This is a genomic window from Rossellomorea aquimaris (assembly GCF_003315075.1).
Taxonomy (GTDB): Bacteria; Bacillota; Bacilli; order Bacillales; family Bacillaceae_B; genus Rossellomorea; species Rossellomorea aquimaris_C.
In genome coordinates this window covers 46,638-58,987 of record NZ_QNRJ01000003.1, presented here as the reverse complement: position 1 = coordinate 58,987, position 12,350 = coordinate 46,638, and the positions used below count along the sequence as shown (strand labels likewise).

The window sequence follows — 12,350 nt, the reverse complement described above, 5'->3', positions numbered from 1 at the left end:
CTTTCTTCCTCGCTTATTCTACTAACTCAATCTTCGCAACGGCTTCACAGTGCATCGTTTGCGGAAACATATCAACAGGCTGGACCTCGGTTGTCTTGTACCCGCCATCCTCTAGAATTCTTAGGTCGCGGGCAAGTGTCGCAAGGTTACAGGATACATAGACAACGCGCTTCGGTTTCATGGACAGGATGGTATTCAGAAGCGCTTCATCGCAGCCCTTCCGTGGAGGATCCACTACCAGGACGTCGGCTCTGATTCCATCTTTATACCAGGTGGGAATGACGACTTCTGCAGGTCCTGCTTCAAACTCTACATTGGTCATATCATTCAACTCTGCATTCTTCTTCGCATCTTCTATCGCCTGTGGGACGATTTCAACTCCATACACCTTCTTTGCCTTTTGGGCAAGGAATAAGGATATCGTTCCAATCCCGCAATACGCATCAATGACCGTTTCTTCTCCTTGTAAATCAGCATATTCCAATGCTTTATCATAAAGCACCTTCGTTTGTTCAGGATTCACCTGGTAGAAGGATCTTGCCGAGATCGCAAACTTCACGTCCCCGATATAGTCATGGATTACTTCTTCCCCCCACAGGACGCGTGTGTAATCACCCATGATCACATTTGTTTTCTTAGGATTCACGTTGTGAACAATCGATTTCAATCCTTCAATATTCTCGACAAGAGCATCGATGATTGCATTCTTATAGGGAAGCTCCGGCGTACGAGTGACCAATACGACCATCACTTCACCCGTCGTATAAGCCGTCCGGGTCATAATATGACGCAGGGTCCCTTTATGATTCTTCTCATCATAGGGACGGACCTCCAGTTTCTCGCATATATCCTTCACATGCTGAATCACTTCATCATTTTTTTCATACTGGATGATACATTTGTCCATATCGATGATTTCATGGCTTCGTTTTTGATAGAAGCCGGCAACAAAGCGCCCGTCTTTTTCCCCTACAGGTACTTGGGCTTTATTGCGGTAGCGCCATGGTTCTTTCATTCCCAAAACCGGGTGAACTAATACGTCATGAAGCTTTCCGATACGCTGCATGACATCGCTGACATTTTTCCCTTTTGCCTGCAGCTGTCCTTCATAGGTCATGTGCTGAATTTGGCAGCCACCGCATTCTTTGTAGATCGGACATGGAGGCTCCTGGCGAAACGGACTTTCCTTGGTTCGCTCTGTCAGTCGACCAAATCCATAGCCTTTACCCGGTTTCACGACTTTAACCTTCCCTTCCTCACCTGGCAGGGCATTTGGAACGAATAACGGATAGCCATCAACCTTCATCACGCCATTCCCATCATGGGTTAAGTCTTCAAATACCGCTTCATCTATATAATCATTTTTTTGAACTGGTGCTTTTTTACTCACGTATATCTTCCTTTACGAATTCCTTTTTAAGACTCTACTGATTGTACCATAAATGGAGTTGGAGAATGAAATGAATGGAGGTCCGTCCCTCTCTATATAAAAAACACATCGACCTCTGTGGCTCGATGCTTTTATCGTTTAGTTTGCCGGCATGTTTTCACGATCTGCCTTTTGAATGGACTTGATTGCTTCATTGAGATAAAGTTTGAAGTCTTCACCCTTTTCAACACTGCTCATTTCAAGAGATTCGATGATACATTTGAAATTATCAATGAGGTGATCTGATTTCATACCTCTGCTCACCAGCACACTGTTCAACCAAAGGGCATAGTCAGAAAAAACGTTTGATTGCGCGACTTCAGATGCCGATTCCAGATAGTTAAAGTGGTGAACATTGTCTTCGTAGCATTTCTTTCGTCCGACCTCACCGTACTTTACTGCTAATTCAGGGTATCGTTCGTACAATCTTTCAACTGCTTCATCTATGACACTCTTATACTTATTTTCCATCAGTACGCCACCACCTTAAAGCGATCAATCGATGGAATGATCGAGGCGAGCTCCTGATCCGGATATTTCTTCTCCAGTTCGTGAATCCGTTTATAGTCCTCACTTTGCACCCACGTCATGAAGTGCTCCTTCGAATCCCATTCCATATGAACCGTTATTTCTCCCGGCTTTTTCTCATTTTGTAAGAGGAGGAATCGCTGAAACCCTTCCGCTTCGTCTACTAAACCTGAACGGGAATGGTAGATTGAAATCACTTCATCCGCCTTCTCATCAGGAACTACAAATGTTGAATGTACGATATACATTGAATTCACCCTTCCAGTGGCACTATATGTCCGACATACTTTTAATCCACTGTAACATAGTCACTAAGTGAGAGGGAATACAAAATTTAACAAACGTTCACTATATGACACTCTCAAGCCATAAGGGGTTTCATGACTTTACATTTCCCAGTCGGGTTGTTAAAACTTACCTCGTTTTATGCGCTGAAGAAAGGGTAAAATGGTATGTGCAACAATTCTAGAAAAGAAGGTAGATAAACATGAACCCGGACTTCTTAGTCAACCTTATCCTGGTAGGGAATGTTTTTCTTGGGGTGTTATTTGCTCTCAAGTCAAGAAGATGGTGGCTACCCTACATATTCATTGCAGTCACATTTTTAACCTTGACCTTTGGATTCGGGATTTCCCTTTTATTAAATAAAGAATCCATACTGGCTTATCTATTTGTGTTTGTGGTCGGACAATTGATATGGGTCTTTGCATTTGTAATCATCGCCCACATTTTGTCATGGATCGTGAGAAAAGTTCCGTTCCGGCATAAGCAACAGATCGGATGGGGCTTTCTGATTGGTTTCCCATTGTCATTTAGCGTGTTCTTGTTAGTAAATTGAGAATAAAAAAAGGAATGCCATTACCCCAAATGGCATTCCTTTTCATCATTCAGCTTTATCTTCCGGGCGGATTTTATCAAGAGGGACAAATACCTGCAAATGGCGGTAAAGGTTTTCAAATTCTGCAGGAAGGACTCCTCCCAGCTCACCATCTACATTCAGCTGCACCTTTTCTTTTGCTTTGATCTTGATTCGATTGGCCTGTGTGTAAATGACGTTGGGATCATTTACATGCTCACCTCGAACGGCCAATGTCGCAATGCGGATAAACTCGGCCAAATTTGTCTTCTTTAAAATCAAAAGCGAGAATAAGCCATCATTGATTGACGCATCCGGAGCCAACCTTTCAAAGCCACCTACTGAGTTGGTTAAACCGATCAGGAACAGCATTGCTTCCCCTTCAAACAGCTTTCCATCATACTCGATGGAAACGTCCGTCGGCTTGATGGATGGGAGCATTTCAATCCCTTTTAAATAGTAGGCCAGCTGCCCCATCATCGTCTTAAGCTTGCTCGGCACTTCATAGGTCAATTCGGTTATTCTTCCTCCACCGGCGATGTTAATGAAGTAGCGTTCATTCATGCGCCCGATATCGACAGGAATGGTTTCACCCTTTGTGATGACATCAATGGCTGATCCAATATCCTTTGGAATGTGAAGAGCCCGTGCGAAGTCATTCGTTGTCCCCATTGGAACGATTCCAAGCTTTGGTCGGTAATCCTGTTCGGCTAATCCGTTAACTACCTCATTTAACGTGCCGTCTCCACCGGCAGCGACAACAATATCGTATTTACGTTCTACAGCAATTCGTGCCGCTTCAGTGGCATCCCCCTCGCAAATGGTTGCGTGAACGGAGGTTTCATATCCTGCTTGTTCTAATTTGATTAATACTTCTGCAAGGTGCTTTTTGAAGAGCTCTCGACCAGAAGTAGGATTATAAATAATTCTTGCTCGTTTCATATCCCATCATCCTAATCTGTATTAATTCCTAAGACTCGTCCTTTTATATTCCATCTTTTAACATCATATACTTATTATTTTTATTCATGCAATTTTTATTCCGCAGGTTATTTATTATAAAGCGTCTACCGGTCAATATCATAACTCTTTTCGCTGGAAAAATCTAATGAAAAATGAAATTTGTAAAGCACTTCCCCCCTATTGTTGTAATAAAAAATACATAAATCGGCACTCCCATTCGTAATGTTTATAGATTACTCATCATGGAGGTGCTCAGATGGAATGGTTGATTCTTTTACATGTGCTGTCTGCCATTATAGGGGTTGGGCCTACATTCTTTGCTCATGTTTTGACCAGGCCGGACAAAACCATTGAACAATTAAAGGTTACGACGGATTTGAATAAACGATTGGAGTACTTCCCTAAAATTGGCGGAAGCATTGCCATGTTAACGGGGTTCATCCTTTTTTATATAGGGGACTATGGCAGCTTTGCACAACTGTGGATTCTGGGGTCTGTCCTACTTTATGTTTTCATTCAAATCATTGTCATCGGCTTCATCACACCCGTCTCTAAAAAAATCAACGAATGGATATCCTTACCGGAGAATGAACACCTTACAGGGGCCCCACCCGAAGAAATCCAACGTTATTTAGTGAAAATTGACCGGTACTTTTATATGGCGTCCACTCTCGGAATTCTACTATTCATATTTATGATTATGAAACCTTAAATATATAAAAAAACCATCCAGAATATCAACACGATATTCCAGACGGTCTATGGGAACAGCTTGATATTCCGTTGTTGCAAAAACTGGATGGACTCCTGCAGGGATGATGCATCAAAGTGGTAGACTTCCCCGACGATATCTTTCCACTTATCAAAATCTTTCATTTGATATTCACGGATGTTTCGGTAGGTCATCACTTTCAAGGTCTGATTGCGAAGAAAGTAGCACTGATTGCCCTGGAAGCGGACTGCGGTGATTCTTCTCATTGTAATGTTATCATCAGAATCCAAGTAGGATGCTTCTATATCGGACTCTAATTCTTCTTCCTCTAACGGGATCCACTCTATGGTTTTTTTTACAAAGGATTTGCCATTTGAACGTCGATCCACTTCAAATTCACGAATGTCTTTCTGGGTAAAAATGATTTCTTCCCCGAAACCGTGAAGAAGATGCTTCTGCCTTGCTTCAAGCTCCACAGGCTTCATGATCGGGGATCCATATCCAACATCCACATAGAGCTTACGATTATCGATGGTAATCATTAATCCAAGATGACCCGGTTTCACTCTGACAAACTGACACTGGAAGCCTAACTGTTTCAGCAGTCTTCCAAAGTTGATGTTTAATGTAAAACAGGTGCCTCCCCACCCTTTAGAGTGGAGATTCTCTGCGAAAGTGTGCAAGGAAGGCACAAAGGATTCACCTTGAGAAAAGTAATAGAATTTACTAAAGGTCTCATAAGGAATCCTGATCAAATGCTGCCCGATAAGTCGTTGCAAATAGTTCAATGTAGGCGGCTCTTTATCCATATTTAAATAGTTTACATATTTTTTTACTGCTTCCAATCCGATCACTCTTTCTACTTTTTCATCAGGCAGACTGTAAACTGGTGCTGAAGAGTAAACTCACGAATAGGATCGTAACGCCCGGACAGGAACGTATGTAATGATTGGAGTAATCCCTCTTTCTCACTATCCTCTAAATGAGAGAACCAAGATAAGGAGCCTACCCGCTCACACCAGGACTGTAACGTAAAGTCGACTGCGTAATAAAATGTGTAAAAGTCTTTCAAGTTAAAGTCAGCTTCCTGCCATTCTAACAGCCATTCGACAGGAAATCCATTCAATTGATTCCCTGATCCCGCGGGAGTCATATCTATATATTCATTTAAAAACGTCATTGTATCCTTTGCCACTTCATGATCCCGAACGAAGCTTGAATCACTCACAATGAACGTCCCTTTTTCCTTCAATATCCGCTTCATTTCGCTGATCGCCTTTGGACGGTCGAATAAATGCCAGCTTCTGTGAATCATCGTGATATCATAGTACTGATCCGGCAGATTCGTAGATTCAGCTGTACCTGTAAGATATGGGATGTCCAAGTATTGCTTGCTCTCTAATGCCTTGGCAGCTTTCCTGAGCTCAATGGACGGCTCGACCCCGATCACTTCTGCTCCACGCTTGTGCAGCTTTCGTGTCAAAGCACCGGTACCCGACCCAATTTCAGCTACCTTCCTTCCTTCCCACACAATTCCCCTCACCTTTAATGTATCAAAAAATTGATGCGGAATATCCTCACCAGACGCAGCATAACGAGAGGTCACATGACCAAAATTAACTTCCATATACTCTCTTCCCCTATCATAATTGAATTTCCCTCAAATGAGCATTACGATTTCATGTCAACTCCATCACAAAACCCTGCCAACAACACCATACCTACTACATTCTGTACCCTGTCCCAAAACTCCTGCCAGGGACGGACCTTGACGATTTTTATATCGTAATAATTAAAAATCTTCTAAATAAACTCTTACTTTAAGGGATTATCCTGTTTTGCCTGGTTATAAACCTTGAGTTATATTATATTTCTATCATTTGAGAAGGGAAAACGAATAAGAAACGGAGGTCCGTCCCTAACCTAAAAAAAAAACGGTCATCAGAAATGACCGTTTGAGATGTGATGATGTTTAGTTGTTTGCTCCAGCTGCGATTCGCTTTACGTTTTGTTCAGCGGTTTTTGTCAGGTCTGGAGTGAATCCATTTCTCATTCGTTGATTTTCTTCATTGAAGTAGTCTTGAACTTCTTGATCAAATTCCACTTCGATGAGATCACGAATGTCTGTAATTCTAAGGGCGATCATAATGGAAACAAGATGAGCCACCGTTAAGGATTTCTTCTTGAAATTCACTAGCTCATTAATCGTAGCCACTCTCAACCCTGTTAAGCGATGAAGATCGCCTTGTGTCAATCCTCTTTCGCGCAGGATTTCTCCCAATTTTATGTGAATTTTATGGGGAAATTTATTTAGCGCTTCTATCACAATTGTGTTTGTCTTTTGGTGAATCATGATGCTTCAGCTCCTCATCCTCTACCATATTAACGCGAATTCCGTCATTCGTGAACCGGCAAAAAATCCCATGCCGACGGGTACTTTTTACCATTCAATTTTGAGTGAGTGTGAGGGCATCATGCCCTAAAAAAAGAAGACTCCAGGAACCGACCGGATGTCTTCTACTATTCGTTTCGTTTTACATCAGCACATTCTGTACAAGACTCGTTTTCAGGCTTTCATATACTTCCTGCCATACTTCTTGGTCTTTCGTATATTGAGAAGTTAAGCGTTGAATCATTTCCTTCTGCTTTTCCGGGAAAAGCTCATGATCCTTCGGGGGCAGCTTCGCTCGTTCGTCATCCACGATTTTCTTTACCATCGGAGCTCTTGGACCCCATACAAGCTTCTCATTCCCATCACGATCGATGAAAATAAAAATGGGAATCGCTCTCGATGTGCCATTCGTTAAGTATTGATCCATCAGTTCAAGGTTTTCGTCCCGTAAAATCATGCGAACGTCCATGTCAGCGGATTTTGCCACTTTTAACAAAATGGGGATATTCAGCATGGCATCCCCACACCAATCCTCCGTGATGGCAATCACTCGTAAAGAGTGTTCTCCAAGTTTATTCAATACCTCTATGTCTTCGGGTGGAATCGTAAAGTTTTTCTTGATCGCTTCGGTATTTTCTTTATGTACACTCATATATTCCAAGTAATCTTCAGGTGTCATCCCTTTACTGAACCATTGTTCTAAGTTCATGTTTTTTCCTCCTCCAGCGCCACACATTCCAGTGAAGCACGTACAACATTTCTCTTAATTTCTCTTTATAGCATATTCATGTTTGTCGTATTCCACAAGGAAAATATACTTTATATTCTATTCAAAATTTCAATTGTACGATTATGCCTGTAGGAATATAATATAAGAAAAGCACCATAATGGACAGGTTTACAGGTTCTTATGAACTCCTTCTATTATCACTCTGCAACCAAAAAAAAAGGAATAGCATACTGCTACTCCTCAGGCTTTCTTTCCAGAGGGGGAGGGAAATAGATAAGTATGCGAAGAGAAATATCTTTCATACATCTTTCCTTAACAGAAAAAAAGCTGACTCAATTGTCAGTTTCATCCTCACATTTTTTGGTTAAAGTAGATAGGTATAGGACTACTCTTCAATTGACTCATCTTAGACATCTTGTGATTTCTCAATTATTTTTGCCACTTTATTATAGTAGTAGTTCAGCTCGACTAGGCTATCTGCCTCCTTCAGTCTTTTTATATACTGATTTGCTTTTTCATAGTCTTCTGGTGGCAGTTCAACCTTGATTCTTTTTTTCCTCCACTTCGCCAACAGGTTTCACCTCATTATGGTTTGGAGATCCTCCCTTAGAGGTCGGTTCGAGCTGATAATGAGATAGCTCTTGGATATAAGACGCTTTGGTGTTTGCTAAATTTTGTTCGATTTTTCGTGTGATGACGGAACTTCCCCCGATTCCTGATAATAAACTAATATAGATGACATACCAGATCGGGACCGTTTCAACAACCGGTAATACTGACAGATACCCTGCTAGAATGCCTATGATAATATCCTTTGTTGAGCCAAAAAGATAGTGCTTCTCACCTTGGTCATCGATAAATTTTCGCGGAAAAGTGAAATGACCATTTTTGAAAACCAGAATATGTCCTAAGCCTCCAATACCACCCATTAACATTGGCAACAAGATCACTTCGAATAAGGACATTCTATCCACCCTCTGGAATCATTTACTATTATTATACATTATTTACAGAAAATTCAGAATAGATAATTGGACGCAATTTTGTCCACTAAAGGAGTGCCAAAATGAGAAAAATCGTGATGAAAGTCTCGTCAGTCGACAAACTTCGATTCCAAAACTACATGATGCATTTAAAGAGAGCTGAATCAAAAGTCGAAGCGGATACCTATTACCGCTTGGCTAAACAGATCCTTGAGAAAGCAAAAAGGAAGCAAATATAACAGTTAATGAGAAAGTGCCGAAAAAGTATCCACCGTGCATATACGTCCCTCGTGCCTTGATAAGGTTCAGGAACTTTATAAATCAAAGAAAAGAAGAGCCATAACAGCCCTTCTATTCAATCAGTCTATTTAATTGACACCTACTGCATTGTACGCCGCGTTCACACTCGCCACCTCGGCACTTCCTGCACCATATAGATCTGTAGCCGCTTGAACTGCTGCTGAACGAAGCTGGCTAAAGTTTGAAGATGGTGTCAAGTATTGAGTTAATGCACGGTAATAGATCGCCCCGGTTTTATCCGTACCGATTCCCGTCACCTTCACACCATAGTGAGTTCCACCCTGACTTAGCAGATAGGCCGCTTTATTTCCTATTCCACTATTGATATGAACCCCACCATTGTCCTGCGTCCCTGTGTATCTTACAGAATAGTGATCCGGATCACCGTATTTTGCCGGATCAGACATGGAGCGAAGAGCGTCCCCACCTTGATTAGGCGTGTAGATGTCTTCCCCGATCTCCCAATCAGGATTATTATTTGTATCGTATTCTACCAATGTTCCAAAGATATCAGACATAGATTCGTTGATGGCCCCTGACTCATTTTGGTAAATCAGATCAGCTGTTGTATCCGTTACGGCATGTGTAAGCTCATGTCCTACAACGTCCAATCCTCCTGAAAGAGCAACAAATGTTGAGCCGTCTCCATCACCATATACCATTTGCTGTCCATTCCAGAATGCATTATTGTAGTTTCGGCTATAATGAACCGTTGAATTGAGGGCTGCGCCATTCCCATCATAACTGTTTCGGTTATGTGTATCGGCGTAATAATCGTAAGTTTGACCTGCGTAATAGTGAGCATCTACAGCAGCTGCATCATAGCTTGCATTGAAAAGATTGTCGCTGTCTGCCCATAGGGAACCTGGCAGACGGGTACGACTCCCTGCGTCATAGGTGAATACTCCTCCACCTCTTGTACGGTCCTGCAAATAATAAGTAGACGATGAGAGGTAGGTATTTAACGATTTCGTGTCTCCCAGTACCCCTGTTCCTGATCCAACTGCATCGGTTCCACCACTTCCGGGACCTCCACCGCCGCCAGGCTTGCCACCGCCTACACCTTTAGCTTCATGAAGCTCATTTACTTTCCCCAGAATGTCACCTGTCACAGCATCAACGAAATAATTCCAGTTCCCTGGTTCCGGAGCAAGGAAATTATAGTTTACGAGATAAGCGTAATGGGCTTCCCCATCTTTCGTATAGATCACTGAATCGGATTTCGGTGCATATTCATAGTCAGGTTGGCTGCCTACATGGGCTACCAGGTCTTTTTCCCCTGCCGAAACTGCTTCTTTTTTAGATAATTTTTTGGTTTGTTTCAGATTTTGTTTTTGATCCAGGTTCGTAGCTGGTGCTCCCGATAATGCAGTCAGGACACCCTCCTTATTCACATGAGCTGTTAGAACTGCTCCGTATACAGGCGTTCCTTTATACACCTGCTGGATACGGAGATATGTAAATCCTAAATCATCCTTACGTTTTTCTGTCACTTTGAAGGAAAGCTTGGAGTCTCCTTTGAACTTGAAGGCCTTTTGTTTTTCCATTAAGTAATCAAAGACAATTGTTTCCGGGGCATTGGTGGATGCCTTGGTTAATTTCCCCGATATAAACTGAGGAGTCCCCGTCTTCTCATTGAAGTTTACCTTTTCACTCACATTCGGAGCACCCAATGCTTCCGGAGAAAATACCGGGCTCATCATTAATCCTGCTGTTAACCCTAATGCAACGACTTTTTTCTTCAATTACAACACCTCTTTATAAGAATTTTCTGACTATTTAAAACATTAGATTTACTATAGTACAAGCACTACCCACAACGAATGAGTTAATAGACCTACATTCTTCCTTTTTCAACATCGGGTTAAAATACCTACACAAAACGCAGGGAAATCATGCTTTTCAGGAAAACTTGAACTGAAAAGAGGGACGGACCTTGTATTTATTTCAAGGTCCGTCCCTCTTCCGTACAAAAACAGCCCCTGGAAATATAAGGTTTCCAGGGGCTGTGACTATATTTTTAGCGTTTTTGAATTTCTTGAAGCAGCAGTTTGTTTACAAGCGGCGGGTTGGCCTGGCCTTTTGTTGCTTTCATGATCTGACCAACGAGGAAGCCGATGGCGCGGTCTTTCCCGTTCTTGTAATCTTCGATGGATTGTGGATTGGCATCGAGGGTCTCCGTCACAATCTTGAGTAAGGCACCTTCGTCAGAGATTTGAACAAGACCCTTATCTTTCACGATTTGTTCTGGATCTCCCCCGTTTTCCACTAGTTCTTTGAACACTTTCTTCGCAATCTTGGAAGAAATCGTTCCTTTTTCGATTAACGCAATCATGCCAGCTAATCCTTGAGGAGTCAGCTTAACGTCTTGAAGCTCTTTTTGACCGGCATTTAAGTAAGCTGAAACTTCACCCATCAACCAGTTGGACGCAAGCTTCGCATCCGCTCCTGCCTCAACGGTTTCCTGGAAGAAATCAGACATTTCTTTCGTCAATGTCAGAACCATGGCATCATACGCAGGTAAGCCCAAATCTTCTACATAGCGCTTTTTACGCTCATCCGGAAGCTCAGGAATCTCTGCACGGATGCGGTCCATCCACTCTTGATCGATGTGGAGATGCAATAAATCAGGTTCAGGGAAGTAACGGTAGTCATCCGATCCTTCTTTGACACGCATGAGGATCGTTTTACCTGTTGATTCATCGAAACGAAGCGTTTCCTGTTGGATCATTCCTCCGGATAAAAGGACCTTTTCCTGACGGACGATTTCATACTCCAATCCTTTTTTAACAAAGTTAAAGGAGTTCAGGTTTTTAAGCTCGGCTTTCGTTCCGAACTTTTCCCGGCCGATTGGACGGAGGGAAATGTTGGCGTCACAACGAAGCGACCCTTCTTCCATCTTACAATCGGAAACCCCTGTGTATTGAATGATGGATTTCAGTTTCTCAAGATACGCATACGCTTCTTCCGGTGTGCGGATGTCCGGCTCAGATACAATCTCAATAAGAGGAGTACCTTGGCGGTTATAGTCGACAAGGGAATAACCGTCGCCTGAGTGCGTCAGCTTTCCAGCATCTTCTTCCAGGTGAAGGCGGGTGATTCCGATGCGTTTCTTCTCACCGTTCACTTCAATTTCGATCCAGCCGTTTTCACCGATCGGCTTGTCAAATTGAGAAATTTGATACGCTTTCGGGTTATCCGGATAGAAATAGTTTTTACGGTCAAACTTCGTATCCGTTGCAATTTCACAATTCAATGCGATTGCGGCTTTCATTCCGAACTCAATGGCACGCTTGTTCACCACGGGAAGTACGCCGGGATATCCAAGGTCGATGACGTTTGTATTCGTGTTCGGCTCTGCTCCGAAATGGTTCGGTGCCGGAGAGAACATCTTACTGTCCGTTTTTAATTCTACGTGGACTTCTAGTCCGATTACTGGTTCAAAGTTCATTGATTT

The 12,350-nt window shown here is 42.5% G+C and carries 15 protein-coding genes; 3 read left to right on the top strand and 12 right to left on the bottom strand.

Annotation, left to right across the window (positions count from 1 at the left end; translation table 11 throughout):
* Positions 1-13: 13 nt before the first annotated feature.
* From rlmD to DET59_RS05015, 3 genes are all read right to left on the bottom strand, one after another.
* On the bottom strand, positions 14-1,390 hold the full coding sequence (gene rlmD / locus DET59_RS05025) for a 23S rRNA (uracil(1939)-C(5))-methyltransferase RlmD (RefSeq protein ID WP_113968522.1): 1,377 nt from the start codon (positions 1,388-1,390) through the stop codon (positions 14-16).
* Between the two features lie 138 nt (positions 1,391-1,528).
* Positions 1,529-1,900 (bottom strand): hypothetical protein, encoded by a 372-nt coding sequence (locus DET59_RS05020; protein ID WP_113968521.1) that lies wholly within the window; start codon positions 1,898-1,900, stop codon positions 1,529-1,531.
* Positions 1,900-2,205 carry an antibiotic biosynthesis monooxygenase family protein gene (locus DET59_RS05015; RefSeq protein ID WP_113968520.1) on the bottom strand — a complete coding sequence of 102 codons (306 nt, stop codon included), beginning with the start codon at positions 2,203-2,205 and terminating at the stop codon, positions 1,900-1,902. The genes DET59_RS05020 and DET59_RS05015 overlap by 1 nt, the downstream gene beginning before the upstream one ends.
* 239 nt (positions 2,206-2,444) lie before the next feature.
* Between DET59_RS05015 and DET59_RS05010 the strand changes: the two genes are divergently transcribed.
* Positions 2,445-2,795 (top strand): hypothetical protein, encoded by a 351-nt coding sequence (locus DET59_RS05010; protein ID WP_113968519.1) that lies wholly within the window; start codon positions 2,445-2,447, stop codon positions 2,793-2,795.
* Positions 2,796-2,840: 45 nt separating this feature from the next.
* Here DET59_RS05010 and DET59_RS05005 read toward each other — a convergent pair whose 3' ends face one another.
* Positions 2,841-3,755 carry a diacylglycerol kinase gene (locus DET59_RS05005; RefSeq protein WP_113968518.1) on the bottom strand — a complete coding sequence of 305 codons (915 nt, stop codon included), beginning with the start codon at positions 3,753-3,755 and terminating at the stop codon, positions 2,841-2,843.
* A gap of 277 nt (positions 3,756-4,032) precedes the next feature.
* Between DET59_RS05005 and DET59_RS05000 the strand changes: the two genes are divergently transcribed.
* Entirely contained in the window at positions 4,033-4,488 is a 456-nt protein-coding gene (locus tag DET59_RS05000; protein ID WP_113968517.1) for a DUF2269 family protein, read from the top strand.
* A 47-nt stretch (positions 4,489-4,535) separates the two neighbouring features.
* On the opposite strand, the gene DET59_RS04995 is transcribed toward DET59_RS05000, so the two are convergent.
* The 6 genes from DET59_RS04995 to DET59_RS04975 all read right to left on the bottom strand — a co-directional run bounded on the left by DET59_RS04995 (position 4,536) and on the right by DET59_RS04975 (position 8,575).
* Positions 4,536-5,333 carry an arylamine N-acetyltransferase gene (locus tag DET59_RS04995; RefSeq protein WP_258549573.1) on the bottom strand — a complete coding sequence of 266 codons (798 nt, stop codon included), beginning with the start codon at positions 5,331-5,333 and terminating at the stop codon, positions 4,536-4,538.
* Between the two features lie 14 nt (positions 5,334-5,347).
* The gene (locus DET59_RS04990; RefSeq protein ID WP_113968516.1) at positions 5,348-6,115 is read right to left on the bottom strand and encodes a class I SAM-dependent methyltransferase; all 768 of its coding nucleotides are present in this window, start codon (positions 6,113-6,115) and stop codon (positions 5,348-5,350) included.
* A gap of 345 nt (positions 6,116-6,460) precedes the next feature.
* Entirely contained in the window at positions 6,461-6,841 is a 381-nt protein-coding gene (locus DET59_RS04985; RefSeq protein ID WP_113968515.1) for a helix-turn-helix domain-containing protein, read from the bottom strand.
* Positions 6,842-7,022: 181 nt separating this feature from the next.
* Entirely contained in the window at positions 7,023-7,589 is a 567-nt protein-coding gene (locus DET59_RS04980) for a thioredoxin family protein (protein ID WP_113968514.1), read from the bottom strand.
* Between the two features lie 427 nt (positions 7,590-8,016).
* Positions 8,017-8,181 (bottom strand): hypothetical protein, encoded by a 165-nt coding sequence (locus DET59_RS21530; protein ID WP_181778055.1) that lies wholly within the window; start codon positions 8,179-8,181, stop codon positions 8,017-8,019.
* On the bottom strand, positions 8,147-8,575 hold the full coding sequence (locus DET59_RS04975) for a DUF4257 domain-containing protein (RefSeq protein WP_113968513.1): 429 nt from the start codon (positions 8,573-8,575) through the stop codon (positions 8,147-8,149). Before DET59_RS04975 ends, DET59_RS21530 begins: the two co-directional genes overlap by 35 nt.
* Positions 8,576-8,676: 101 nt before the next feature.
* On the opposite strand from DET59_RS04975, the gene DET59_RS21525 reads away from it, so the two are divergent.
* Positions 8,677-8,832 (top strand): hypothetical protein, encoded by a 156-nt coding sequence (locus tag DET59_RS21525; RefSeq protein ID WP_181778054.1) that lies wholly within the window; start codon positions 8,677-8,679, stop codon positions 8,830-8,832.
* A gap of 129 nt (positions 8,833-8,961) precedes the next feature.
* Here DET59_RS21525 and DET59_RS04970 read toward each other — a convergent pair whose 3' ends face one another.
* Entirely contained in the window at positions 8,962-10,638 is a 1,677-nt protein-coding gene (locus DET59_RS04970) for a M4 family metallopeptidase (protein ID WP_309472429.1), read from the bottom strand.
* Positions 10,639-10,913: 275 nt separating this feature from the next.
* On the bottom strand, positions 10,914-12,344 hold the full coding sequence (gene gatB / locus DET59_RS04965; protein WP_113968512.1) for an Asp-tRNA(Asn)/Glu-tRNA(Gln) amidotransferase subunit GatB: 1,431 nt from the start codon (positions 12,342-12,344) through the stop codon (positions 10,914-10,916).
* Positions 12,345-12,350 lie beyond the last annotated feature (6 nt).